Here is a 26,320-nt window from a genome sequence, read left to right on the forward strand (position 1 = left end):
ATCGTGGAGAACCTGATCGCGCTGCTCATCGCGGCGCCCCTGCTCGGAGCGGCCGTCCTGCTGTGCGGGGGCCGCCGGCTCGACCGGGCCGGACACTGGCTCGGCACCCTGCTCGCCGCCGTGTCGTTCGTGCTCGCCGTGGCGCTCTTCGCCGACATGCTCGGCAAGGGCGCCGAAGAACGCCTGCTGCACCAGAAGCTGTTCAGCTGGATCCCGGTGGAGGGCTTCCAGGCCGACGTCGCCTTCCAGCTCGACCAGCTGTCGATGACCTTCGTCCTGCTGATCACCAGTGTGGGCACCCTGATCCACATCTACTCGATCGGCTACATGGAGCACGACGAACGCCGTCGCCGCTTCTTCGGCTACCTCAACCTCTTCGTCGCGGCGATGCTCATCCTGGTCCTCGCCGACAACTACCTCCTGCTGTACGTCGGGTGGGAGGGCGTCGGCCTCGCCTCGTACCTCCTCATCGGCTTCTGGCAGCACAAGCCCAGCGCGGCGACCGCCGCCAAGAAGGCCTTCCTGGTCAACCGGGTCGGCGACATGGGCCTCTCCATCGCGATCATGCTGATGTTCACCACCTTCGGCACCTTCGCCTTCGGGCCGGTGCTCGAAGCGACCGGCGAGACCGGCGAGGGCAAGCTCACCGCGATCGGCCTGATGCTGCTGCTGGCCGCCTGCGGCAAGTCCGCCCAGGTACCTCTCCAGTCCTGGCTCGGCGACGCGATGGAGGGCCCGACCCCGGTCTCCGCCCTCATCCACGCCGCGACCATGGTCACGGCCGGCGTGTACCTCATCGTCCGCTCCGGTGCCATCTTCGACGCCGCCCCGGACGCGCAGCTCGTCGTCACCGTCGTCGGAGCGGTCACGCTCCTCTTCGGTGCGATCGTCGGTTGTGCCAAGGACGACATCAAGAAGGCCCTGGCCGGCTCGACCATGTCGCAGATCGGCTACATGATCCTCGCCGCGGGCCTCGGCCCCATCGGCTACGTCTTCGCGATCATGCACCTGGTGACCCACGGCTTCTTCAAGGCCGGGCTCTTCCTCGGCGCCGGTTCGGTCATGCACGGCATGAACGACGAGGTGGACATGAGGAAGTTCGGCGGCCTTCGGAGGTACATGCCGGTCACCTTCGTCACCTTCGGCCTCGGCTACCTCGCCATCATCGGCTTCCCCGGCCTCTCCGGGTTCTTCTCCAAGGACAAGATCATCGAGGCGGCCTTCGCCAAGGGCGGTACCGAGGGCTGGATCCTCGGCGCCGTCACCCTGCTGGGCGCCGCGATCACCGCGTTCTACATGACGCGCGTGATGCTGATGACCTTCTTCGGCGAGAAGCGCTGGCAGCCGGATGCCGAGGGCCACGAGCCGCACCCGCACGAGTCCCCGAAGTCGATGACGATCCCCATGATCGTGCTCGCCTTCGGCTCGGTCTTCGCGGGCGGCTTCTTCTCGATCGGCGACCGCTTCCTGCACTGGCTGGAACCGGTCACCGGCCACGACCACGGGGACTCCCCGGTCGGCGCGACCACCGTCACCGGCGCCACCATGGTGGTGCTCGTCATCGGTGTCGCCCTCGCCTGGGCGATGTACGGCCGCAAGGCCGTGCCCGCCGTCGCCCCGCGCGGCTCGCTGCTCACCCGGGCAGCCCGCCGCGACCTCCTCCAGGACGACTTCAACCACGTCGTCCTGGTCCGCGGCGGCGAGCACCTCACCCGCTCCCTGGTCTACGTCGACCACTCGCTGGTCGACGGCGTCGTCAACGGCACGGCCGCCTCGGTCGGCGGGCTCTCCGGCCGGCTGCGGAAACTGCAGAACGGCTACGCCCGCACCTACGCGGTCTCGATGTTCGGCGGTACGGCGGTCCTCATCGCCGCGACCCTGCTGATGAGGGCGGTCTGATCACCATGTCCTTTCCCCTCCTGACAGCGACGGCGGCGCTCCCCGCGATCGGCGCCATCGCCACCGCCGCCGTCCCGGCCCAGCGGCGCACCGCCGCGAAATGGCTCGCGCTGCTCGTCTCGCTGGCCACCCTGGTGCTCGCGGCGGTCGTGTTCGTCCGCTTCGAGCCCGGCGGTGACCGCTACCAGCTCACCGAGTCGCACGCCTGGATCGCCGACTTCGGCGTCCGGTACGAACTCGGCGTGGACGGCATCGGGGTGGCGCTCCTCGCGCTCACCGCGCTGCTCATCCCGTTCGTGATCCTGGCCGGCTGGCACGACGCCGACCCGCTGGAGACGCACTCCTCCCGCTGGCGCCCCACCCAGGGCTTCTTCGCCCTGATCCTGATGGTGGAGGCGATGGTGATCCTCTCCTTCGAGGCCACCGACGTCTTCCTCTTCTACATCCTCTTCGAGGCCATGCTCATCCCGATGTACTTCCTCATCGGCGGCTTCGGGGACCGGGCCCACGCGGGTACCGACGAGAACGCCGCGGCCCAGCGCTCGTACGCCGCCGTGAAGTTCCTCCTCTACAACCTCGTCGGTGGCCTGATCATGCTGGCCGCCGTCATCGGGCTGTACGTCGTCGCGGGGAGCTTCTCCCTCTCCGAGATCGCCGAAGCCCGCGCGAGCGGCTCCCTGGAGATGGCGACCAGCACCGAACGCTGGCTCTTCCTCGGGTTCTTCTTCGCCTTCGCGGTGAAGGCCCCGCTCTGGCCGCTCCACACGTGGCTGCCCAACGCCATGGGCGAGGCGACCGCGCCCGTCGCCGTGCTGATCACCGCGATCGTCGACAAGGTCGGCACCTTCGCGATGCTCCGCTTCTGTCTCCAGCTCTTCCCGGAGGCCAGCAAGTGGGCGACCCCGGTGATCCTCGTCCTCGCGCTGATCTCGATCGTGTACGGCGCGCTCCTCGCGGTGGGCCAGCGCGACATCAAGCGGCTGATCGCCTACGCGTCGATCTCGCACTTCGGCTTCATCATCCTGGGCATCTTCGCGATGACCAGCCAGGGCCAGTCGGGCGCCACGCTCTACATGGTCAACCACGGCATCTCCACCGCCGCGCTGATGCTGGTCGCCGGATTCCTCATCACCCGGCGCGGATCCCGCCTCATCGCGGACTACGGCGGAGTGCAGAAGGTCGCCCCGGTCCTGGCGGGCACCTTCCTCATCGGCGGCCTCGCCACCCTCTCGCTGCCCGGCCTCGCGCCGTTCGTCAGCGAGTTCCTGGTCCTGGTCGGGGTGTTCAGCGCCTACCCGGTGGTGGGGATCATCGCCACCACCGGCATCGTGCTCGCCGCGCTCTACGTCCTGGTCCTCTACCAGCGCACCATGACCGGCCCGGTGAAGGCCACCGTCCAGGGCATGCCCGACCTGCGGGTCCGTGAGCTGGCGGTGGTCGTCCCGCTGATCGCGCTGCTGATCTTCCTGGGCGTCTTCCCGAAGCCGCTCACCGAGATCGTCGACCCGGCGGTGGAGCACACCATGTCCGACGTACAGAAGCAGGACCCCCAGCCCGAGGTGGAGGCCGCCCAGTGAGCGCAACAGCTGTCCACAGCCTGTGGACCGTGGCGGGCGAGGTGACGACGGCCGCCCCGGACGTGAAGTTCACGGCCCCCACCATCGAGTACGCCCAACTCTCGCCCGTCCTCATCGTGCTCGGCGCCGCCGTGATCGGTGTCCTGGCGGAGGCCTTCGTGCCCCGCCGGGCCCGGTACGTCACCCAGGTCGCCCTCACCGTCGTCGCGCTGGCCGCCGCGTTCGCCGCGGTCGTCGGACTCGCGGCCGGCGGGTACGGCACCACCAAGGCCCACATCGCCGCGATGGGCGCCATCGCGGTGGACGGACCGGCGCTCTTCCTCCAGGGCACCATCCTGCTCGCCTCGATGGTCGCGGTCTTCACCTTCGCCGAGCGGCGGCTCGACCCCGCCCCGCACGGCAACCGGGCCGACTCCTTCGTCGCCCAGGCCGGCTCCGTCCCGGGCAGCGACAGCGAGAAGCAGGCGGTCCGGGCCGGGTTCACCACCACCGAGGTCTTCCCGCTCGTCCTCTTCGCCATCGCCGGCATGCTGGTCTTCCCGGCGGCGAACGACCTGCTGACCCTGTTCGTCGCGCTGGAAGTCTTCTCCCTGCCGCTCTACCTCCTCTGCGCCCTCGCCCGCCGCAAGCGGCTGATGTCGCAGGAGGCCGCGGTGAAGTACTTCCTGCTCGGCGCGTTCTCCTCGGCGTTCCTCCTCTTCGGGATCGCCCTCCTCTACGGCTACGCGGGCTCCGTCTCGTACGCCACCATCGCGAGCGTCGTCGACGGCTCGGTCACCGAGATCGACCCCGCCCTCGCCTCCACCATGGGCAACGACGCGCTGCTCCTCATCGGCGGCGCGATGATCCTGACGGGGCTCCTGTTCAAGGTCGGCGCCGTGCCGTTCCACATGTGGACCCCGGACGTCTACCAGGGCGCCCCGACCCCGGTCACCGGCTTCATGGCCGCCGCCACCAAGGTCGCCGCGTTCGGCGCGCTGCTCCGCCTGCTGTACGTCGTGCTCCCCGGCCTCACCTGGGACTGGCGGCCGGTCATGTGGGGCGTCTCCATCGTCACGATGCTGGGCGGGGCGATCGTCGCGATCACCCAGACCGACATCAAGCGGCTGCTCGCCTACTCCTCGATCGCGCACGCCGGGTTCATCCTGGCGGGCGTCATCGCGACCACCCCGGAGGGCATCTCCTCGGTCCTCTTCTACCTCGTCGCCTACTCCTTCGTGACGGTCGGCGCCTTCGCCGTCGTCACCCTGGTGCGCGACGCGGGCGGCGAGGCGACCCACCTGTCGAAGTGGGCCGGGCTCGGCCGGCGCTCCCCGCTGACCGCCGCCGTCTTCGCGGTGTTCCTGCTCGCCTTCGCCGGTATCCCCCTCACCTCCGGCTTCTCCGGCAAGTTCGCCGTCTTCAAGGCGGCGGCCGACGGTGGCGCGGGCGGACTCGTCGTGGTCGGTGTGCTCTCCTCGGCGATCGCCGCGTTCTTCTACATCCGGGTCATCGTGCTGATGTTCTTCAGCGAGCCGAAGGCGGACGGCCCCACGGTCGCCGTCCCGTCCCCGCTGACGATGACCACCATCGGCGTCGGCGTGGCGGTCACCCTGGTGCTCGGCCTCGCCCCGCAGTACTTCCTCGACCTGGCGAGCCAGGCGGGGATCTTCGTGCGGTAGCGGTCCCGGTGGCACAGCCACCGCACCACGGACGCCGGACGGGCTGGAGTCAAGCCCGTCCGGCGTTGTCGTACGGGCCGCCTATGGTGAAGGGGGACGGTCGGACGACGACCGCACGATGCGACGACGGCGGACAGAGCGACGAGCAGGACGGGCGACACCATGGATGTGACCGAGGCCGTGACCGGGGCCACCGGAACCGAAGCCGTGACCGGGGCCGTGACCGCGGCCGCCGCGTCCGGCAGCGGCGTCGGCGACAGCGAGGCGCGGCGGACCCTGCACCGGGTCTTCGGGTACGAGTCCTTCCGGGGCGAACAGGGCGCGATCATCGAGCACGTGGTCGCCGGTGGCGACGCCGTCGTCCTGATGCCCACCGGCGGCGGCAAGTCCCTCTGCTACCAGATCCCCGCCCTGGTCCGCCCCGGCACCGGCGTCGTCGTCTCCCCGCTGATCGCCCTCATGCAGGACCAGGTCGACGCCCTGCGCGCGCTCGGTGTCCGGGCCGGCTTCATCAACTCCACCCAGGACTTCGACGAGCGCCGCTCCATGGAGGCGCAGTACGTCGCCGGCGAGCTCGACATCCTCTACCTCGCGCCCGAGCGGCTGCGCCTGGACGCCACCCTCGCGCTGCTCTCCCGGGGCACCGTCTCCGTCTTCGCGATCGACGAGGCGCACTGCGTCGCCCAGTGGGGCCACGACTTCCGCCCCGACTACCTCACCCTCTCCGTCCTCGGCGAGCGCTGGCCGGACGTCCCCCGCATCGCGCTGACCGCGACCGCCACGGACGCCACGCACCAGGAGATCACCCGCCGTCTGGGCATGCCGGACGCGAAGCACTTCGTCGCCAGCTTCGACCGGCCCAACATCCAGTACCGCATCGTGCCCAAGTCCGACCCGAAGAAGCAGCTGCTCACCTTCCTCACGGACGAGCACACCGGGGACGCGGGCATCGTCTACTGCCTCTCCCGCAACTCCACCGAGAAGACGGCCGAGTACCTCGTCCGCAACGGCATCGAGGCGGTGCCCTACCACGCGGGTCTCGACGCCAGGACCCGCGCGACCCACCAGTCCCGCTTCCTGCGCGAGGAGGGGCTCGTCGTCGTCGCCACGATCGCCTTCGGCATGGGCATCGACAAGCCGGACGTCCGCTTCGTCGCCCACCTCGACCTCCCCAAGTCCGTCGAGGGGTACTACCAGGAGACCGGCCGCGCCGGCCGCGACGGCGCCCCCTCCACCGCGTGGATGGCGTACGGCCTCCAGGACGTCGTCCAGCAGCGCAAGCTGATCCAGGGCGGCGACGGCGACGAGGCACACCGCCGCCGCGCCTCCGCGCACCTGGACTCGATGCTGGCGCTCTGCGAGACCGTCCAGTGCCGCCGTGCGCAGCTCCTCACCTACTTCGGCCAGGAGCCGGCCGAGGCCACCTGCGGCAACTGCGACACCTGCCTGGTCCCGCCGGAGACCTGGGACGGCACCGTCGTCGCGCAGAAGCTGCTCTCCACGGTGGTCCGGCTGAAGCGGGAGCGGAACCAGAAGTTCGGCGCGGGGCAGATCATCGACATCCTGCTGGGACGGAAGACCGCGAAGGTCATCCAGTTCGACCACGACCAGCTCTCCGTCTTCGGCATCGGCGAGGAGCTGGCCGAGGCCGAGTGGCGCGGGGTCGTCCGTCAGCTGCTCGCCCAGGGCCTGCTCGCCGTCGAGGGGGAGTACGGCACCCTGGTCCTCACCGACGCCAGCGCCACGGTCCTCGGCCGTGAGCGCGAGGTACTGCTGCGCAAGGAGCCCAAGCGGGTCACCGAGCGGACGGCCGCCAAGGGCGAGCGCCGTGCCAGGTCGGCTGCCGCCGCCGCTGATCTGCCCGCGTCCGCCGTACCCGTCTTCGAGGCACTGCGCGCCTGGCGCGGGGCGACCGCGAAGGAGCAGGGCGTCCCGGCGTACGTCATCTTCCACGACGCGACCCTCCGCGAGATCGCCACCCTGCACCCGGCCTCCCTGGCGGAACTCGGCGGGATCAGCGGCCTGGGCGAGAAGAAGCTCGCGACGTACGGCGAAGGCGTGCTGGAGGTCCTGGCGGGGCTGGAGGCCCCCGCGGTCGCGGAGAAGGCCCCGGCGGCCGACGCCCCGGCGCCACAGCGGGCGCCCGTGAACGCGGCGGCGGCACCGGCCGACCGGCCCGACGACGCCGAGTTCGGCTGGGACGACGAGGAGCCGCCGGAGTACGAGTGAGCCGGGAGGTCCGGGACGGCCGGGAGGACGGGGGAGCCGGAGCCACCGGGTCGACCCGGACCGGCCGCGCCCATCCCGGCCACCGCTTCCACCCCGCCGCGTCACCCCGCCGCCACGATCCTCCCCGTCACCTCGCCGAGCCCCACCCGGGTCCCGTGCGGTCCCGGCGCCCACGCGGTCATGGTCACCGTGTCGCCGTCCTCCAGGAAGGTACGGCTGCCCCCGGGCAGTTCGAGCGGGTCGCGGCCGTTCCAGGTGAGCTCCAGCAGCGAGCCGCGCTGGTGCGGCTCGGGCCCGCTGACCGTCCCGGAGCCGTAGAGGTCGCCGGTGCGCAGCGAGGCGCCGTTCACCGTCATCTGGGCCAACTGCTGGGCGGCCGTCCAGTACATGGTGGAGAACGGCGGCTCGGCGACGAGCGTCCCGTTGACCGCGACGGAGATCCGCAGGTCGATCCCGCCCGGCTCCTCCTCGTCCGCGTCGTCGAGGTACGGCAGCAGCTCGGCGTCCCGGGCGGGCGGGGCGGTACGGGCGGCGTCCAGGGCCTCCAGGGGGGTCACCCACGCGGAGACGGAGGTGGCGAAGGACTTGCCGAGGAACGGGCCGAGCGGGACGTACTCCCACGCCTGGATGTCCCGCGCGGACCAGTCGTTGAGCAGCTGGACGCCGAAGACGTGCTCGCGGAAGTCGGCCAGCGGCACCGCCGTGCCCTGCGCGGACGGCACACCCACCACGAAGCCGACCTCGGCCTCGATGTCCAGCTTCACCGAGGGTCCGAAGACGGGCGCCGGGTCGGTGGGCGCCTTGCGCTGCCCGGAAGGGCGCACCACGTCGGTCCCGGAGACGACGACCGTGCCGGACCTGCCGTGGTAACCGATCGGCAGGTGTTTCCAGTTGGGCGTCAGTGCGGCACCGTCGGGGCGGAAGATCCGGCCGACGTTGGTGGCGTGGTGCTCGCTCGCGTAGAAGTCGACGTAGTCCGCGACCTCGTACGGCAGGTGGAGCGTCACCGCGTCGAGCGGGTGGAGCAGCGGTTCCAGTTCGGCCCGGTGCGAGGGGACGGTCACCCAGCCGGTGAGCGCCCGCCGCACGTCCCGCCATGCGGTGCGCCCGGCTGCGAGCAGCGGCATCAGGCTGGGCTGCGCGAGCAGCCCGGCGTACGGGGAGCCGAGGGCGCGGGCCGCTGCCCCGGCGTCCAGGACGTGGGAGCCGAGCCGGACCCCCACCCGCCGGGCAGCGGCACCGGCGGGAGCGCCGGGATCGCCAGGGAGGGAGAAGACGCCGTAGGGCAGATTGTGCGGGCCGAAGGGGTCGCCCTCGTCCGTGTCGAGCGGGCTGCTCTGCTCGGGCATGGGTGCTGCCTCGCTTTCCGGTCGCTTGGGGGACACGTTACGTCGGCGCCGCCGTGGGACGGCAGTGCCCCGGAGCGGGCGTTGTGCCCGGTCGGCTCCGACTCATTCCCGTTGGCGGGGTGAAGGCGCTACGGAGGATGACGCGACGTCAACCCGGCGCACCTCCGGAACGGCCCGCGCGCACCCTGGACCGTCCCCGGGGTTCCAGCCGGTCCCACCACGTCGCTTTCCGGCCAGCCCCGCCCGCGCGGGACGAGGGGGCGGCCGGAGTGCGGCGGTGCAGCCCCGGCGGGTGCCGGATCGGGCGGCCCGGTCCCGCACCGCTCCCACCGGCCCGGTACTCCAGCGGCCCCGGGACCAGGCCCCCGGGTGCGGGCCGCGGGAGCCGCGCACGGAGGAGGGTGCCGTCAGGCCGCGGGAGGCGGAGTTCCCCGCGGGGTGATCCGGTACGGGGAGGCCGGTCCGAGGTGCGTGGCGCACCTCGGTGCGGGGCCGGTGACCGGGCGGCGGACGGCCCGTGAGCGGGGCGACAAAACGGCAACTCGTGATCCTATGAGCCGATCCCGAACATACCGGCGGTGGCGGGAAGCCGCCCACGGTGATCCAAAGGGGACCGGATACGCTGGCAGGAGTGAAGACAGCCGACAGATCGACATTCGTGTGATCGTCAGCAGACAGGAGACCCCCTCGTGACCGTCGTCGGGCCGTTCGGGCTGCGCGTGCGGGACCAGGCTCTTGAGGCCCATGTCCAGACCGGCCTGGCCGCTGTCGAGGCCGGGCTTCTCGACGCCACCAAAAGTGATGTCCCCTTCATCACGGAGGCCGCGCAGCACCTGGTCCGGGCCGGGGGCAAACGGTTCCGGCCCCTGCTGGTGATGCTGGCGTCCCAGTTCGGCGACTCCGACGCCCCCGGGGTCGTCCCCTCCGCCGTCGTCGTCGAACTGACGCACCTGGCCACGCTGTACCACGACGACGTGATGGACGAGGCGGAGGTCCGCCGCGGGGTGGACAGCGCCAACGCCCGCTGGGGCAACTCCGTCGCCCTGCTCACCGGCGACTTCCTCTTCGCCCGCGCCTCGCACATCCTCTCCGACCTCGGCCCCGAGGCGGTCCGCATCCAGGCCGAGGCGTTCGAACGGCTCGTCACCGGACAGATCCTGGAGACGGTCGGTCCGCGCGAGGGCCGCGACCCGGTCGACCACTACATGGACGTCCTCAGCGGCAAGACCGGCTCCCTGATGGCCGTCTCGGGACGGTTCGGCGCCCTCATGTCCGGGGCCGACGAGAGGACCGTCGACGTCCTCACCCAGTACGGCGAACGCCTCGGCGTCGCCTTCCAGCTCGCCGACGACGTCCTCGACATCGCCTCCGACTCCCACGAGTCCGGCAAGACCCCCGGCACCGACCTCCGCGAGGGCATCGCCACCCTCCCCGTCCTGCTGCTGCGCGCCCGGGCCGCCGCCGACCGGAAGCCGGACGACCTGGAGCTGGTGGAACTGCTCGACGGCGACCTCGCCGACGACGACCGCCTCGCCGAGGCGCTGCGCCGGCTGCGCGTCCACCCGGCGCTGGAGCAGGCCCGCCGCGACACCGTCCGGTACGCCGAGGACGCCCGGGCCGCCCTCGGCCCGCTGCCCGACTGCTACGCCAAGTCGGCCCTCGCCGAGCTCTGCGACCTCGTGGTGCACCGGGCCGGCTGACGTCCCGTCGGACTCGCCCCGTAGGGGTCGCGGCAGGGGACGGCGTACCTCCGGTGGAGTGACGTCATCCCCGAGCCGTAGGCGGAGTTGATCCCCCGGGCTGACGCGTGGGCTCCCCCGATCCGGTCAGATGGAGAACAACCACTCCTGACCACATCGGGTGAGAAACGCGGCGGGGAGTGGACGAGCGACCGCACTGACGGAAGCCGCCGACCACGGAGGTAGAGCACACATGGCACCCATCGACAGCCCGCAGCCCCACGGCGGACCCGGCCAGGACCCCACCGACGTCTTCGCGGACGACACCACGCGCGCCGGCCGGATGCGACGGAAGGCGTCCCGCACCCTCGTACCGCTCGCGGTGGCGGGTGTGGCCGCCGCGACCATCGGGCTCGTCCCCGCACTCGCCGACAGCGGCGACCCGGACCTGCCGAAGATCACCGCGCAGGAACTCCTCGAGAAGATCGCCGCCTCGGACACGCAGCGGCTCTCCGGCACGGTGAAGATCACCACCGACCTCGGCATCCCCTCGCTCGGCGCCCTGGCCGGCACCTTCGGCCAGGGCGCCGGTGCCGACGGCGCGGCCCCCGAGGACCGGCTGACCGAGCTGGCCTCCGGCACCCACACCCTGCGGGTGGCCGCCGACGGCCCGGACAAACAGCGGCTGACGATCCTCGGGAACTCCTCCGAGTACAGCCTGATCCACAACGGCGACGAGGTCTGGGCCCACGACAGCGGGTCCGACGAGGTGTTCCACGCGACGGACGACGACGACGGCCGGAAGGCCGACGGGGAGGACGGGGAGCGGGAGAAGGGCGGGGACGCCGCGGAGGGCACGCCCCGGCAGTTCGCCGACGAGGCGCTCAAGGCCGTGGGGGACACCACGTCCGTCACCGTCGACGGCACCGTGCGGGTGGCCGGGCGCGACGCGTACCAACTGCTCATCCAGCCCAAGCAGTCCGGTTCCACCGTCGGTTCGATCCGGATCGCGGTGGACGCGGAGGAGGGCGTGCCGCTGCGGTTCACCCTGAGCCCCAGCTCCGGCGGCAAGGCCGCCGTCAACGTCGGGTTCACCAAGGTGGACTTCGGCAAGCCCGCCGCCTCGACGTTCGACTTCACCCCGCCGAAGGGCGCGAAGGTGACCGAGGCCGAGGACGCCGCCCAGGAGGCGGGCGCCGACGGCGGCCTCGCGGACCTGCTGCCCGGCGGACTCGGGGGACTCCCGGGGCTGGAAGGCGCCGAGGGAACCGGGGACACCGACGGCTTCGAGACCGTGGGGAAGGGCTGGACCACGATCGTGCGGGCCGAGGTGCCCGGCGGCGAGGGTCTCGCCTCGGCCGGGGAGAGCTCGTCGCTGCTGGACGCCTTCGGCTCCAAGGCGACGGGGAAGTTCGGCTCCGGCACGGTCTTCAGCACCCGCCTGGTGAACGCGCTCATCACCGATGACGGCAAGGTCTACGTCGGCGCGGTGACGCGGGAGGCCCTCGTGGGGGCGGCCGACGCCGACCGGTAGGGACCGACGAGGGGAGCCGGCCGGTCGGCCGGGGGTTCGGGTGGGGCGGGCCGGTACGGCCCCGGGCCGTCCGCGCCGTCGGCCGGCCGAGCCGTCCCCCGATCGGCTCGTCGCAGCACGAACGGCACGAACGGTGCGAGCAGCGGAGTCGACACGACACGGTACGTTCCGTTTCCGCCTCGCTCATGTTCGACTTTTGGCGACGACCTGTCAACAAGCTGTGGCGAGAGGCGCCCTATGCTCACGGAATGAGCGCATTGCCGAGTTCTGTGCGACGCAGTGAACGGTCCCGACGGGCGATCCTGGAGGCCGCGCTGGAGCTCTGCGTGGAGAAGGGCTACGGGCGGATGACGGTGGAGGCCATCGCCGCCCGCGCCGGAGTCAGCAAGAAGACGATCTACCGCTGGTGGCCGTCGAAGAGCGGCATACTCATGGAGATCTTCACCGACGCCCTCGCCGACGCGGCCCCGTTCACCGACACCGGGGACATCGAGGCGGACCTGCGGATCCACATCGGGCTGGCGGTACGGCTCCTCGGCACGCCCCCGTACGGACCGGCGTACGCGGGCATCCTCTCCGAGGTCCACCACGACATGGATCTCGCCCGGACCCTCGCCGAGCAGGTCGTCGACCCGCGCGTCGACCTGGCGGTCACCCTGCTCGCCCGGGCCCAGGGACGGGGCCAGATCCCGCCGGGCGCCGATCTCCGGCTGATGGTGGAGCTGCTCTACGGGGCCGTCTACTACCGCCACGTCCTGCGCAAGCCGCCCCAGGACGAGGCGACGATCGCCACCCTGGTCGCCCTGGTGCTGCGGGGGGCGGGGGCCGCAGCGAGCACGACGACGACCGCGGGTGCGGGTGCGGGTGCGGGTGTGGCCCCGGCCTGACCGCGGCCGCACGGGTCCGGCCGGTGGTCCGGCCGGACGCCGGGCAGGGGAAGTCCTGCCGTCCGCGCCGCCCGCCGCCCGCGCCGTCCGCCCCGCCCGCCGTCCGCGCCGCCCGCCGTCCGCCGCCCGCCGTCCGCCCCGCAGGGTGGTGACCGGCCCCCGGCGGGGAGGCCGGGGACGGCGGACCCTCAGCCGAAGAGACGTTCCAGCACCACCGCTATGCCGTCCTCGGTGTGCGGGAGCGTGACCTCGTCGGCGGCGGCCTTCAGCTCCGCATGGGCGTTGCCCATCGCCACCCCGTGGCCGACCAGACCGAACATGGGCAGGTCGTTGGGCATGTCGCCGAAGGCGATGGCGTCCGCCGGGTCCAGATCCAGGAGCTCCGCCGCCGCCGCGAGGCCGGTGCCCTTGTGCACGCCGTACGGCGCGAGTTCGACCGTGCCGGGGCCGGCCATGGTGACCGTCGCCAGATCGCCCACGGCGGCCCGCCCGAGCGCGGCGAGTTCGTCGTCGGTCAGCTCGGGATGGCGCACCATCACCTTGATGACGGGTTGCGCCCACAGGTCGTCGCGCCGGGCGACCCGCTGGGCGGGGAGCGTCGGGTGCGGCATCCGGTACCCCGGCTCGATCAGGGTGAGCCCCGCCGGGCCGTCCTGGTCGACGGCGGCGAAGACCTGCCCCGCCTCCGCCTCGATCTTGCCGAGCGCCATGTCGGCCAGCTCGCGGTCGAGGGGGACCGAGCGCAGCATCCGGGCCGACCCGGCGTCGTACACCTGGGTGCCCTGTCCGCAGACGACCGGGCCCCGGTAGTCCAGCTCCGCCAGCAGGGCGCGTATCCCCGGGACCGCACGGCCGGTGACGATCATGTGCCGGGCGCCGGCCGAGGCCGCGCGCCGGAGGGCGGCGCGGGTCCGAGGGCTCACGGAGTCGTCGGGCAGCAACAGGGTGCCGTCCAGGTCCGTGGCGACGAGGGTGTGCGCGGCGCGGGAGTACGCGGACGCGGGTGACGAATGCATGGCTCCAGCGTAGGGAGATCGGCTGCGCACCGGACGGCTCTGACCTGGGGCGACGGTCAGCTTCCCGGCGGGCGGCGGGAGCGGTCGTCCGTACCGGGGGCGGAAAGGCATGATCTCGGGTGATAGGCCCCGGTACGCACCGTGGGGGAAGCGCGTACCGAGGCGGACCGGAATCCCCGGGTCCTGTTCGTGGTGCCGGTCGGACCTCTGTACGAGACGGGTCCGGGGCGGAGCGGGTGCGGCGGAGCCGCCGACGAGGGGGATGCCCCTGGTCTGCCCGGAACGGCGCGCGGGCGAACGGGCCCGGGCCTGCTGAAACGATCCTTCGCCGCCCGTTCGGCCCAGCAGGCGGCCCAGCAGGCGGCTCAGTAGGTGGGCCGGCGGAGCCCGCCCGGGGGGACGCGTCCCGTCGGCACGGGGCAGGGGGGCGGGTCAGCCGCGGGCGAGGGGTGCCTGCGCCCCTCCGCAGAGCAGCGCCAGGTACGCCCGTACCCGTTCCGGGGCCGACGCGGGGGCGACGGTCCCCAGGTGGTGGTCGGGGCGGACCACGACGACCGTGCCCGCCGCACCGGGCTCGTACGCCGCGTGGATCCGGCCCTCGGCGTCGACCACCCCGGCCGCGCCGGCCGGGGCCGCTTCGCCGGGGCCGTACACCCGGTGGACGCGGACGGCGGCGCCGTGGGCCCCGGCCGCCTCGCGGAGGATCGGCTCGCTCTCCGGGCCGAAGCCGAGGAGGGTCGGGTGGGGCTCGGCGAAGAGGTGGTGCAGCCAGGTCGGCGCACCGGTCGCCGCCGACCGGCACGGCGCGTCCGGTGCGCGGTCCCCGGCCCGGGGCCCGCTCTCCGGTGTCCCGCCGGCGAGCGAACTCCACCGGTAACCGGTCGACAGGCCGCTCGCCTCCGGGGCGGACGCCGCGTCCAGACCGCCTCCGGGCCGGCGGATGGCGGCCATCGTCTCCGCCAGACGCTCGGAGGTGAAGTCCAGCGTCCAGGCGGCGACGGGGAGCCGCTCCTCCTCGTACGTGTCGAGCAGCGCCGGAGCCGCGAGGCCGGTCAGCACGTGGGCGAGCTTCCAGCCGAGGTTGAAGGCGTCCTGGATGCCGGTGTTCATGCCCATCCCGCCCGCGATCGGGTGGACGTGCGCGGAGTCCCCGGCGAGCAGCACCCGGCCGTCCCGGAAGCGTTCGGCCATGCGGACGTTGACGCGGTAGGTGGAGAGCAGGGTGGCGCGCCGGAGCGCTTCGCCCGGGAGGCCGGTGTGCCGGGTGAGAAGGCGGCGGAAGCCCTCCTCGGTCGGCGGTCGCGGCACGCCGGCGCCGTCCCGCTCCGGCCCCGCCTGGAACCACCAGCTCGTCCGGGTGCCGGGCACGGGGCAGAGCATGACGGCGCCGGTGGCGTCGAACCACTGGTGCCAGATGCCCCGGTCGAGCGCGTCCTCGTCGATCTCGACGTCACCGCAGACCATCACCTGGTCGGCCTGTGTCTCGCCGGTGAAGGGGATGCCGAGCAGCTTGCGCACCGGGCTGTGCGCGCCGTCGCACCCCACCACGTACCGCGCCGCGACGGACCGGCCGTCGGAGAGGGTGGCCGTCACCTCCGCGCCGTCGCCGTCCTGGTCGAGGCCGACCAGTTCGGTGCCGAGCCCTACCCGGACGCCGTCCTTCGCGAGCCGGTCGCGGAGGATCTCCTCCAGACGCCACTGGGCGATCAGCCGGGGCCAGTCGAAGGCGGTGGCGGGCATCGGGGCGGGGTCGGCGTACGGATCGAAGTCGGAGACCGGGAGGCGGTCCCGGTACTTGCGCATCGGCAGCGGCGGCGCTCCCGAGGCCAGCACCTCGTCCGCCACACCGAGGCTCGCGAGGACCTCCAGCGACCGCGGGTTGGGCCCCTTCGCCCGGGAGCTGCGCGGAGGGGCGGCGGACTTGTCGATGATCCGTACGGCGATGCCCCGGCGCGCGAGGTCGCACGCCAGGGTCAGGCCGGTGGGGCCGGCGCCCACGATCAGCACGTCGGTGGTCATGGCTGCTCCTCGGGCAGGGATGCGGGACGCCCAGGAAAACGCAACCGAGACAAAAAGCAACCGAGTAACTATTTACCGGCTCCGGGCGTCCCGGTGACGTCGGGACACCCGGCGGTGGTGGCCGGCCGGCTTTCCGGGGTCCCCGCAGCTTCCGCGGCGGGCGGGACCGGGACGGCGGCCGCAGGTGCCGCCCCGGCCGTCCTCCCCGCCGCACGGGCCGCCGCGAGCCGCAGGGCGGTCGCCCGGCTGCGCCGTGCGGTGCGCAGCGCGTCCCAGGTCAGCAGCGTCAGCGCCACCCACACCAGGGCGAAGCCGGCCCACCGCTCCGGCGGCATCTCCTCGTGGAAGTACGCGACGCCCAGGGCGAACTGGAAGACCGGAGCCAGGTACTGCAGCAGGCCCAGGGTGGAGAGCGGGACGCGGATCGCCGCCGCCCCGAAGGCGATCAGCGGGACCGCCGTCACCAGGCCGGTCGAGGCGAGCAGCAGCCCGTGCCCGGCGCCCCCGCCGGAGGTGAAGGTGGTCTCCCCGCGGGCGGCGAGCCACATCAGGAAACCGAGGGCGGGCAGGAAGAGGACCGCGGTCTCGGCGGCCAGGGATTCCAGGCCGCCCATGTTGACCTTCTTCTTGGCCAGGCCGTACGTCGCGAAGGAGAACGCCAGCACCAGGGAGACCCACGGGGCCCGGCCGTACCCGATGGCGAGCACGAGGACGGCGGCCACTCCGGTCGCGACGGCGATCCACTGGGCGGGCCGCAGGCGTTCGCCAAGAAGGAGCACGCCCATGGCGATGGTGACCAGCGGGTTGATGAAGTAGCCCAGGGACGCCTCGACGACCCGGCCGTTGTTGACGGCCCAGATGTAGAGGCCCCAGTTGACGGTGATGACCGCCGCCGCGGCGGTGATGAGCGCGAGCTTGCGCGGTTGGCGCAGCAACTCCCCGATCCATGCCCAGCGCTTCAGCACGAGCAGGACGACGCCGACCACGGCCAGCGACCACACCATCCGGTGGGCCAGGATCTCCGCCGCGCCGGACGGTTTGAGCAGGGGCCAGAACAGGGGGACCAGTCCCCACATCCCGTAGGCGCCGATTCCCTGGAGCAGCCCTGCCCGCTGCTCGTTCTTCCCCTCCACGGGGCCTCCCTCACGCGTGTGCCGGCGGTCGCCGACGCCATGAAGGTAGCGCCGGGGCGGGGCGCGTGTCATTGCCGTCTCACCATGACGGTCATGACGCGCGCCCGTGCTCCGGCGTCGGGAGGGGGGGAGGTCAGGCGGCGACGGCCGCTGCGACCGTCTCGGCGAGCGGGGTGGTGGGCCGCCCGATGAGACGGGCGAGGTCACCGCTGGTCCCGGCGAGCAGGCCGCGCCCGATCGCCACGTCCACGTCGACCAGGATCTCGGCGAAGGCCGCCGGCAGGCCGGCGCCGACCAGGATCTCCTGGTGCGCGGAGGCGGGCACCTCGGTGTACACGATCTCCCGGCCGGTGGCCCGGGAGAGCTCGGCCGCGTACTCCGCCAGCGACCAGGCGGTGTCGCCGCTCAGCTCGTACGCGGCGTTCAGGTGGCCCTCGCCGGTCAGTACGGCGGCGGCCGCGGCGGCGAAGTCCGCCCGGGTGGCGGAGGCGATGCGTCCGTCGCCCGCGTTGGAGACCACGGCACCCTGCGCCAGCACCGGGGCGAGGGCGGCCGTGTAGTTCTCGGTGTACCAGCCGTTGCGCAGGAAGGTGTACGGCAGTCCGGAGGCGAGGATCAGCCGCTCGGTCTCCTTGTGCTCCCCGGCCAGCAGGAAGTCGGCCGCCGGGCCGCCCAGCACGCCGGTGTACGCCAGCTGCGCCACGCCCGCTTCCTTCGCCGCGTCGATCACGGCGGTGTGCTGCGCCACGCGCTTGCCGACCTCGCTGCCGGAGATCAGCAGAACCCGGTCACCGGCGCGGAAGACCGCCCCGAACGTCTCCGGCCGGTCGTAGTCGGCGACCCGCAGCTCCACACCGAGTGCGGCGAGCGGGGCGGCCTTCGCCTCGTCACGGACGACCGCGGCGATCCGGTCGGCCGGCACGGTGGTGAGCAACTGCTCGACGACCAGGCGTCCGAGCTGTCCGGTGGCTCCGGTGACGACGATGCTCATGGGGTGGTTCTCCTCAGCGCTGTTCCGGTAGGGACCCATCGACCGATCCACCCGTCCATGGGCGTATCGACCGATTTCCTTCACTCACTCTAGGGTGGGTACTTACTGCGAGGAAGTACCCACTTTGAAGTAAGGTGGTGGGATGAACGCGCCTACGCAGACCCCCGGCCAGTTGGTGGCGGCGGTGGCTCACGGGACGGACGTCAACCGCGCGATGTGCCCGTCACGGCTGGTCCTGGAGCACGTCACCAGCCGCTGGGGCGTGCTGGTCCTGGCGGCCCTGCTGGAACACCCGTACCGCTTCAGCGAACTGCGCCGGGCGATCGAGCACGTCAGCGAGAAGATGCTGGCCCAGACACTGCGGACGCTGGAACGCGACGGTTTCGTGCACCGGGACGCCCAGCCGGTCATCCCGCCCCGGGTGGACTACTCCCTCACCCCGCTCGGCCGCGAGGCCGCTCGGCGGGTGTGGGAGCTGGCCCGCTGGTCCGAGCGCCAGGTGGACGCGGTCGCCGCCGCACGCGAGGCGTACGACGCGCGCGAGGCGTAGACGGCGCCCGGCCGGGGTGGGACGGCCGGCCCCGGCTCCCGGACATCCCGGACGCCGAGACCGCACAACGCCGGAGCCCGGGTCCCGCCGCCGTGGAACGGGCGGCCGGACCCGGGCTCTTCGCCGGGGCGGGGGTGGTCAGCCGACGACCGTCCAGGTGTCCTTCCCCGCGAGGAGCGCCGCCAGATCGCCCTTGCCCCGCTGCTCGACGGCCGCGTCCAACTGCTCCGCCATCAGCGTGTCGTAGACCGGGCGTTCCACGCTGCGGAGCACCCCGATCGGGGTGTGGTGCAGGGTGTCCGGGTCGGCGAGCCGGGAGAGGGCGAAGGCGGTGGTCGGCGAGGCCGCGTGCGCGTCGTGGACCAGGATCCGCGAACGGTTCTCCTCGGTGACCGCGACGACCTGGAGGTCGCCGGAGGCCGGATCGCGGACGACACCCTTGGCGCCGTCCGTGCCGAAGAGGATCGGCTGCCCGTGTTCGAGGCGGATCACCGCCTCCTGGGCCCGCTCCTTGTCCTTGAGGGCCTCGAAGGCGCCGTCGTTGAAGATGTTGCAGTTCTGGTAGATCTCCACCAGGGCGGTCCCCGGGTGGTCGGCCGCCGCCCGCAGCACGCTCGTCAGGTGCTTGCGGTCGGAGTCCACCGTCCGGGCCACGAACGAGGCCTCCGCGCCCAGCGCCAGCGACACCGGGTTGAACGGGGCGTCCAGTGAGCCCATCGGCGTCGACTTGGTGACCTTGCCGATCTCCGAGGTGGGGGAGTACTGCCCCTTCGTCAGTCCGTAGATCCGGTTGTTGAACAACAGGATCTTCAGATTGACGTTCCGCCGCAGGGCGTGGATCAGGTGGTTCCCGCCGATCGACAGGGCGTCGCCGTCACCGGTGACCACCCACACCGACAGATCCCGCCGCGAGGTGGCCAGTCCCGTCGCGATGGACGGGGCCCGGCCGTGGATGGAGTGCATCCCGTACGTGTTCATGTAGTACGGGAAACGGGACGAGCAGCCGATGCCCGAGACGAAGACGATGTTCTCCTTCGCCAGACCCAGCTCCGGCATGAAGCCCTGGACGGCCGCCAGGACGGCGTAGTCGCCGCAGCCGGGGCACCAGCGGACCTCCTGGTCGGACTTGAAGTCCTTCATCGACTGCGGGGCCTCGGCCTTCGGCACCAGGTCGAGGAGGGGGAGGGTGTCAGCCATCGATGGCCTCCTTCAAGGCGGTGGCGAGCTGTTCGGCCTTGAACGGCATGCCGTTGACCTGGGTGTGGGAGCGGGCGTCCACGAGGTACTTCGCCCGGATCAGCGAGGCGAGCTGACCGAGGTTCATCTCCGGCACGACCACCTTGTCGTACCGCCCCAGCACCTCGCCCAGATTGCGCGGGAAGGGGTTGAGGTGACGCAGATGGGCCTGGGCGATCGTCTCCCCGGCCGCTCTCAGCCGGCGTACGGCGGCGGTGATCGGCCCGTACGTCGAACCCCACCCCACCACCAGGGTGGTGGCGCCGGTCGGGTCGTCCACCTCCAGGTCGGGCACCGCGATGTTGTCGATCTTCGCCTGGCGGGTGCGGACCATGAACTCGTGGTTGGCGGGGTCGTACGAGATGTTCCCCGTGCCGTCCTGCTTCTCGATCCCGCCGATCCGGTGCTCCAGGCCCGCTGTGCCGGGCACCGCCCACGGGCGGGCCAGGGTCTCCGGGTCGCGCTTGTACGGCCAGAACACCTCGGTGCCGTCGTCGAGCCGGTGGTTCGGCGTGGTCGTGAAGGTGACCTGGAGGTCGGGCAGCTGCTCGGGGTCGGGGATGCGCCACGGCTCGGAGCCGTTGGCGAGGTAGCCGTCGGAGAGCAGGAACACCGGCGTCCGGTAGGTCAGGGCGATCCGGGCCGCCTCCAGCGCCGCGTCGAAGCAGTCCGCCGGAGTTCTGGGGGCGACGATCGGCACCGGGGCCTCGCCGTTGCGCCCGTACATCGCCTGGAGCAGATCGGCCTGCTCCGTCTTGGTCGGCAGCCCCGTGGACGGGCCGCCGCGCTGGATGTCCACGACCAGCAGCGGCAGTTCCAGCGATACGGCCAGGCCGATGGTCTCCGACTTCAGCGCCACCCCCGGCCCGGACGTGGTCGTCACCCCCAGCGCCCCGCCGAACGCGGCACCCAGCGCCGCCCCGATCCCGGCGATCTCGTCCTCCGCCTGGAAGGTCCGCACACCGAAGTTCTTGTGCTTGGAGAGCTCGTGCAGGATGTCGGAAGCCGGAGTGATCGGGTACGAGCCCAGATAGAGCGGCAGGGCGGCCTGCCGGGCGGCGGCGATCAGCCCGTACGACAGCGCGAGGTTCCCGGAGATGTTGCGGTACGTCCCGGTCGGGAACGCCGAGGAGGCCGGCGCCACCTCGTAGGAGACGGCGAAGTCCTCGGTGGTCTCACCGAAGTTCCACCCGGCGCGGAAGGCGGCGACGTTCGCCTCCGCGATCTGCGGCTTCTTCGCGAACTTCTGCCGCAGGAACGCCTCGGTGTTCTCGGTCGGCCGGTGGTACATCCAGGACAGCAGGCCCAGCGCGAACATGTTCTTGCTCCGCTCGGCCTCCTTGCGGGAGAGGCCGAACTCCTTCAGCGCCTCGATCGTCAGGGTCGTCAGCGGCACCGGGTGGACGTTGAACGCCTCCAGCGAACCGTCCTCCAGCGGAGAGGAGGTGTACCCGACCTTCGCCATCGGCCGCTTCGTGAACTCGTCCGTGTTCACGATCACCTCCGCCCCGCGCGGGACGTCCCCGATGTTGGCCCGCAGGGCCGCCGGGTTCATCGCGACCAGGACGTTCGGGGCGTCGCCCGGCGTGAGGATGTCGTGGTCCGCGAAGTGCAGCTGGAACGACGACACCCCCGGCAGCGTCCCGGCGGGCGCCCGGATCTCGGCGGGGAAGTTCGGCAGGGTCGACAGGTCATTGCCGAACGACGCCGTCTCCGCGGTGAAACGGTCGCCCGTCAACTGCATACCGTCGCCGGAATCCCCGGCGAATCGAATGATGACCCGATCCAGTCGACGGACTTCTTTCGCACCGGCTTCCGCGTGCGTCGCGTGGGGAGCGCGCTGCTCCCCGACGACTGCCTCGTCGGTCACATCGGCCTCGCTACTGACCTGGCTGGTCACTGAACTGGACCTCCCATGGGCGGCGGCTGCGGAACAGCCGGCCCGCCGGCGGTCCCGAGGCCCCCACTACGTCGGTAAGGGGCGCCTTCCTCCGTCGATCATATGGGGGGTGCCGGGACAGGAGGCCGCTTCCTCTTCTTTTCCTTGCGGATTGCAGCCTTCCGTGGCAGGTCGGAGGCCTCATACCGCCTCGTCCTTTCGACGTAGGCCGCATATTCCTCGTCCGGCGAGGATTGATCGGGCCGACACCCGTTCAGGAATGCGGGACGTCCGGAATTCGGAGAGGCGGGGACGGCCGGCCCGTGGAGGGGGACGGCCCCGGCGGACCGGCCCGACCGGTCAGGAGTTCAGATAGGTGAGCACGGCGAGCACCCGCCGGTGGTCCCCGTCGCTCGGGGCGAGCCCCAGCTTGAGGAAGATGTTGCTGACGTGCTTCTCCACCGCCCCGTCGCTCACCACCAGCTGCCGGGCCACCGCGGAGTTCGTCCGGCCCTCCGCCATCAGCCCGAGGACCTCACGCTCGCGGGGCGTCAGCCCGGCCAGCACGTCCTGCTTGCGGCTCCGGCCCAGCAGCTGCGCCACCACCTCCGGGTCGAGCGCCGTCCCGCCCCCGGCCACCCGCACCACGGCGTCCACGAAGTCGCGCACGTCGGCGACCCGGTCCTTCAGCAGATAGCCCACCCCGCGCGTGCTGCCGGCCAGCAGTTCGGTGGCGTACCGCTCCTCGACGTACTGCGACAGCACCAGCACCCCGACGCCCGGGTGGTCCTTCCGCAGCGCCACGGCGGCCCGGACCCCCTCGTCGGTGTGGGTCGGGGGCATCCGTACGTCGGCCACCACCACGTCCGGCAGCTCCTGGCGCCCGTGCAGCTCCGCCAGCAGCGCGAGCAGTGCCTCCGCGTCACCCACCCCCGCGACGACCTCGTGCCCGAGATCGGTGAGCAGCCGGGTCAACCCCTCCCGCAACAGCACCGAATCCTCGGCGATGACCACCCGCACCTTGTTCTCCACGCTGTCGCTTCCCCCACTGCTGTCGACGTCCCGCACCGGTCACCCGGCCGATTCCGTGTCCCAGCATCCCAGCCCGGCGGCGACTTCGGCGGAAGGGGGTCGGAACGGGGCCGGGTCATTCCCGGCGAAGAACCGGAACCCGGAGCGGTGGCGACAGAGCGCACGCACATTCACCTGCCGGTGGGAAAGGGCTGGTGAGCGAGGCGCGGAGGCGTACCGGCGGCGCATTTCCCGCGCGCCGTCGGCGGAGTCCCCGAGGGCGAAGCTCACGGGGCGCGCGGGCCGCGGGTCGGTCTCGCCTTTTCCGGACGGAGCGGAGAGATGAATTCCGGATAGTGACCCGCCGGGGGAGGGGCGAAGAAGACCGCTGCGGAGTATCCGACGACGTGCGCCCATTCGCCTCGTCCCGTCGTCCGGAGAGGCCGAAAGGGCACGCGGGAGGAGACGGGAAGGGCCGTCGAAAGGGCGCGCCCTTTCGACGACGGCATCGGCATCCGCGTCGACGACGGCATCAGTGGCGGAATCGCGGGCGGCGAAGATCTTTCCCCCGTCGGTGCCTCTGGTGCCTCTGGTGTCCCTGGCGGCGGTGGCGTCGGTGGTGCCGACCGTGAGGTGGCGGCAGGTCACTCCCGCCAGGGGAGCCGGGCGGTCACCGTCGTCGGACCGCCCGCCGGAGAGTCCACCGTGAGGCCGCCGTCCATCGCCCGCAGACGTTCGGTGAGCCCGGAGAGTCCGCCGCCCATGGTCACGTCCGCGCCGCCCCGCCCGTCGTCGTCGACCCGGATCACCAGCTGGTCCGGCCGGTCCGGCCGGCCCTTGCCGCTCTGCCGGCCGTCCCGGTCGGCCACCTGGCGGACGGTGACCGAGGCACGGGTGGCGCGGGCGTGCCGGGTGACGTTGCGGAGCAGTTCGGAGACGGTGACGTACGCCAGGTTCTCGATCGCCCGGGCCGGCCGGTGCGGCAGCTCCACGTCGACGGAGACCGGGACGGCGCAGCGGGAGGCGACCGAGGAGAGGGCCGCGTCCAGCCCCCGGTCGGTGAGGACGGCGGGATGGATCTCCCGGGCGAGGTCACGGAGTTCCCGGAGGGCGACCTTCACCTCACCGTGCGCCCCGTCGATGAGCCGCGCCGCCCCCTCGGGATCCTCGGCGAGCCGCTCCTTCGCCAGGCCGAGCTCCATCGCGAGGGCGGCGAGCCGGGCCTGGGCGCCGTCGTGCAGTTCGCGTTCGATCCGGCGCAGGTCGGCCGCCGCGGTGTCCACCACCACGCCCCGGTCCGACTCCAGCTCCACCACGCGGGAGGCGAGCCGGGACGGGCCGAGCAGACCGGCGACCATCACCCGGTCCACCGAGGCCAGCCCTCGGACGACCCACGGCGAGGCGAGGACGAGGAGGAGCCCGATGCCGCTGGTCGCGGTCAGCTCGAAGGGCGAGTCCAGATAGACCCGGTGCGTGGCGTCCCCGTACATCTGGAGGCCGTCGACCCCCACGTACGTCGGGAAGACCCAGGCCCACAGCGGGTAGGTGAACATCGTCCAGGCGGTCGTCCACAGCGTCACCGCGACGGTGAACGCGAAGACCGCCCACGGGAAGTGCAGGAAGCCGTAGAGCAGATGGCGCCAGGAGGCACCGTTCCTGAGCGCCGCGCCGGCCCAGGAGAACACGCCGCCGGTACGCCCCCGTACGGGCTCGGGGTCGGCCACGTCGAGCCCCAGCAGGGCGCGGGCCCGTCGCCGCTCCAGGACGCCGAAGCCCCGGCAGACCGCCAGGCCGGCCGCGAGGACCGGAATCCCGAGGAAGGTGACCATCAGGCCGATGCCCAGCGAGACCGTGGTGATCACCACGGTGAAGAGGACCGCGCTGACGGGGAGGCTCACCACCAGGTGGAGCAGTTCCCGCCAGGTGCGGGCCTCCACCGGCGCGCGGAGCACCGCCGGGAAGAAGTGCTTCTCGCCGGGGCCGCCCCAGGAGCCGCTGCGGCCGCCCGCCTGGTCCCGCGCGTCCGATCCGTATGCCGTGGCCATCGCTGCCGTCCGTTTCCGTTCTCTGGTGAGCCGTCCGCGTCCCGGTGAGCCGCGTCCTCGGTGAGCCGTTCCGCGCGGGGCGTCCGCCGTGGGCAGGCGCCCCGCGCACGGCTCCCGGCCGATACCTCCAGCCTCTTCCGCGGGCGCTCCTCGCACCATGAGGGCGGTCTCCGTATCCGTCGGGGGGTTACCCCCACCCCGGTGCACCGCGCACGCACGGCGGAGGGCCGGGGCGCACGCACGGCGGAGGGCCGGGGCGTGCGCCCCGGCCCTCGAAGATCCGTCCCGCCGTGCCGTCCCTCAGCCCGCGGCGCCGTCGCGCCACGGCAGTTCGGCAGTCACCGTGGTGGGGCCGCCCTCCGGCGACTCGACGACCAGCACGCCGTCCACCGCCCCCAGCCGCTCCGTCAGGCCGGCCAGACCCGTGCCGCCCTCCGTCCGCGCGCCGCCCGTCCCGTCGTCCCGTACCCGCAGCATCAGCCGGTCGCCCTCGCGCCACACGTCCACGGCGGCCGAGCGGGCCCGGCTGTGCTTGCTGACGTTCTGGAGGAGCTCCGAGACGGTGAAGTAGGCGATGCCCTCGATCGCCTGGGCCGGCCGGCCCGGCAGTTCGACGCCCACCGTGACGGGGACCGTGCAGCGCGAGGCGATCGAGGAGAGCGCGGCGTCCAGCCCCCGGTCGGTGAGGACGGCCGGATGGATGCCCCGGGCGAGGTCACGGAGCTCCTGGAGGGCGACCTTCACCTCCCCGTGCGCCTCGTCGACCATCCGGGCGGCGGCCTGCGGATCCTCCGTCAACTTCTCCTTCGCCAGTCCGAGGTCCATGGCGAGCGCCACCAGCCGGGCCTGGGCGCCGTCGTGCAGATCGCGCTCGATCCGGCGCAGGTCGGCCGCCGCCGTGTCCACGACCACGCCCCGGTCCGACTCCAGCTCCGCGATCCGCCGCTCCAGTTCGTCCGAGGGCGCCAGCAGCGCCCGCACCATCGCACGGTCCGCGTTGGTCAGCGCCCGGGTCACGTAGGGGAGTACGGGCCAGAACGTGAAGAAGCCCACCAGCGTCACGGCGAACGTCACCACGCCCCACGGCAGTCGGATGAACGAATAGAGCAGGGTCCGCCACCCCACCCGGTCGCCCAGTCCCGACCACAGCCAGGGGAAGAAGCCCTTCTCGCGGCGGGTCCGCGCCATCGCGCCGGGCTCCTCGACGTGCACCCCGATCAGGACGCGGGCCCGGGCGCGTTCGGCCATGCCCAGGCCGCGCGCGCCCTGGATGCCGAGCGCGAGCAGCGGCAGCCCGATCACCGTGACGGACAGCCCGGCGCCGACGCTGACCAGCACGACCGAGTAGACGAAGCCCACGATGGTGGTCGGCAGATTCGACAGCAGGTGGGCGATCTCCTTCCACGTCCACACGTCGAGGGCGGGGCGCAGTCGGGGTGGCCGGGCGTCGTCCGGCTCGGAGGGGCTCGTCGTCATGCGCCCCACCCTGCCGGTCCGACCCCCGCGCACGCCATGGGGCTCGTGGGTGCGAGGAAGTGGGGATAACCCCACCCCCGGCCCGACGCGACTGCTTACCCAGTCTTTAACAGGGCCTAGACTCCCGTGCGTACAGATCGTCGAAGGGT

The 26,320-nt window shown here is 72.3% G+C and carries 18 protein-coding genes; 8 read left to right on the forward strand and 10 right to left on the reverse strand.

Annotated features, from left to right (window positions below; translation table 11 throughout):
- Positions 1–3 precede the first annotated feature (3 nt).
- The 4 genes from nuoL to recQ all read left to right on the forward strand — a co-directional run bounded on the left by nuoL (position 4) and on the right by recQ (position 7,366).
- Positions 4–1,899 carry an NADH-quinone oxidoreductase subunit L gene (gene nuoL, locus PZB77_RS18670; protein WP_275493744.1) on the forward strand — a complete coding sequence of 632 codons (1,896 nt, stop codon included), beginning with the start codon at positions 4–6 and terminating at the stop codon, positions 1,897–1,899.
- Positions 1,900–1,904: 5 nt separating this feature from the next.
- On the forward strand, positions 1,905–3,476 hold the full coding sequence (locus tag PZB77_RS18675; RefSeq protein ID WP_275493745.1) for an NADH-quinone oxidoreductase subunit M: 1,572 nt from the start codon (positions 1,905–1,907) through the stop codon (positions 3,474–3,476).
- Entirely contained in the window at positions 3,473–5,137 is a 1,665-nt protein-coding gene (nuoN, locus tag PZB77_RS18680) for an NADH-quinone oxidoreductase subunit NuoN (RefSeq protein ID WP_275493746.1), read from the forward strand. The genes PZB77_RS18675 and nuoN overlap by 4 nt, the downstream gene beginning before the upstream one ends.
- Positions 5,138–5,299: 162 nt before the next feature.
- Positions 5,300–7,366, forward strand: coding sequence for a DNA helicase RecQ (recQ, locus tag PZB77_RS18685; RefSeq protein WP_275493747.1), 2,067 nt, complete (start codon positions 5,300–5,302; stop codon positions 7,364–7,366).
- Between the two features lie 101 nt (positions 7,367–7,467).
- Here the strand turns inward: recQ and fahA are convergent, their stop codons facing one another.
- Positions 7,468–8,715: a fumarylacetoacetase gene (gene fahA / locus PZB77_RS18690; RefSeq protein ID WP_275493748.1), complete on the reverse strand. Its 1,248-nt coding sequence runs from the start codon at positions 8,713–8,715 to the stop codon at positions 7,468–7,470.
- A gap of 689 nt (positions 8,716–9,404) precedes the next feature.
- On the opposite strand from fahA, the gene PZB77_RS18695 reads away from it, so the two are divergent.
- The 3 genes from PZB77_RS18695 to PZB77_RS18705 all read left to right on the forward strand — a co-directional run bounded on the left by PZB77_RS18695 (position 9,405) and on the right by PZB77_RS18705 (position 12,815).
- Positions 9,405–10,415 carry a polyprenyl synthetase family protein gene (locus PZB77_RS18695; protein WP_275493749.1) on the forward strand — a complete coding sequence of 337 codons (1,011 nt, stop codon included), beginning with the start codon at positions 9,405–9,407 and terminating at the stop codon, positions 10,413–10,415.
- A 322-nt stretch (positions 10,416–10,737) separates the two neighbouring features.
- Positions 10,738–11,928 (forward strand): DUF2092 domain-containing protein, encoded by a 1,191-nt coding sequence (locus tag PZB77_RS18700; protein ID WP_275496120.1) that lies wholly within the window; start codon positions 10,738–10,740, stop codon positions 11,926–11,928.
- A gap of 248 nt (positions 11,929–12,176) precedes the next feature.
- Positions 12,177–12,815: a TetR/AcrR family transcriptional regulator gene (locus PZB77_RS18705; RefSeq protein WP_275493750.1), complete on the forward strand. Its 639-nt coding sequence runs from the start codon at positions 12,177–12,179 to the stop codon at positions 12,813–12,815.
- 188 nt (positions 12,816–13,003) lie between these two features.
- On the opposite strand, the gene PZB77_RS18710 is transcribed toward PZB77_RS18705, so the two are convergent.
- The 4 genes from PZB77_RS18710 to PZB77_RS18725 form a co-directional block, all read right to left on the reverse strand.
- Positions 13,004–13,831: an HAD family hydrolase gene (locus tag PZB77_RS18710; RefSeq protein WP_275493751.1), complete on the reverse strand. Its 828-nt coding sequence runs from the start codon at positions 13,829–13,831 to the stop codon at positions 13,004–13,006.
- Positions 13,832–14,263: 432 nt separating this feature from the next.
- Complete coding sequence (locus tag PZB77_RS18715) at positions 14,264–15,850, reverse strand: FAD-dependent monooxygenase (RefSeq protein ID WP_275493752.1); 1,587 nt, start codon at positions 15,848–15,850, stop codon at positions 14,264–14,266.
- Between the two features lie 68 nt (positions 15,851–15,918).
- On the reverse strand, positions 15,919–16,983 hold the full coding sequence (rarD, locus tag PZB77_RS18720) for an EamA family transporter RarD (RefSeq protein WP_275493753.1): 1,065 nt from the start codon (positions 16,981–16,983) through the stop codon (positions 15,919–15,921).
- A 133-nt stretch (positions 16,984–17,116) separates the two neighbouring features.
- Complete coding sequence (locus PZB77_RS18725) at positions 17,117–17,974, reverse strand: SDR family oxidoreductase (RefSeq protein ID WP_275493754.1); 858 nt, start codon at positions 17,972–17,974, stop codon at positions 17,117–17,119.
- A gap of 142 nt (positions 17,975–18,116) precedes the next feature.
- On the opposite strand from PZB77_RS18725, the gene PZB77_RS18730 reads away from it, so the two are divergent.
- Positions 18,117–18,524, forward strand: a complete 408-nt coding sequence (locus tag PZB77_RS18730; protein ID WP_275493755.1) for a helix-turn-helix domain-containing protein — start codon at positions 18,117–18,119, stop codon at positions 18,522–18,524.
- A 138-nt stretch (positions 18,525–18,662) separates the two neighbouring features.
- Here PZB77_RS18730 and PZB77_RS18735 read toward each other — a convergent pair whose 3' ends face one another.
- The 5 genes from PZB77_RS18735 to PZB77_RS18755 form a co-directional block, all read right to left on the reverse strand.
- Positions 18,663–19,721: a 2-oxoacid:ferredoxin oxidoreductase subunit beta gene (locus PZB77_RS18735; protein WP_275493756.1), complete on the reverse strand. Its 1,059-nt coding sequence runs from the start codon at positions 19,719–19,721 to the stop codon at positions 18,663–18,665.
- Positions 19,714–21,660, reverse strand: coding sequence for a 2-oxoacid:acceptor oxidoreductase subunit alpha (locus PZB77_RS18740; protein WP_275493757.1), 1,947 nt, complete (start codon positions 21,658–21,660; stop codon positions 19,714–19,716). The genes PZB77_RS18735 and PZB77_RS18740 overlap by 8 nt, the downstream gene beginning before the upstream one ends.
- Before the next feature lie 339 nt (positions 21,661–21,999).
- Positions 22,000–22,659 carry a response regulator transcription factor gene (locus PZB77_RS18745; protein ID WP_327270655.1) on the reverse strand — a complete coding sequence of 220 codons (660 nt, stop codon included), beginning with the start codon at positions 22,657–22,659 and terminating at the stop codon, positions 22,000–22,002.
- A gap of 635 nt (positions 22,660–23,294) precedes the next feature.
- Positions 23,295–24,695: a sensor histidine kinase gene (locus tag PZB77_RS18750; RefSeq protein WP_275493759.1), complete on the reverse strand. Its 1,401-nt coding sequence runs from the start codon at positions 24,693–24,695 to the stop codon at positions 23,295–23,297.
- 300 nt (positions 24,696–24,995) lie between these two features.
- Complete coding sequence (locus PZB77_RS18755) at positions 24,996–26,171, reverse strand: sensor histidine kinase (protein ID WP_275493760.1); 1,176 nt, start codon at positions 26,169–26,171, stop codon at positions 24,996–24,998.
- Between the last annotated feature and the right edge of the window lie 149 nt (positions 26,172–26,320).

The sequence above is a fragment of the Streptomyces sp. AM 2-1-1 genome (genome assembly GCF_029167645.1).
Classification (GTDB): Bacteria; Actinomycetota; Actinomycetes; order Streptomycetales; family Streptomycetaceae; genus Streptomyces.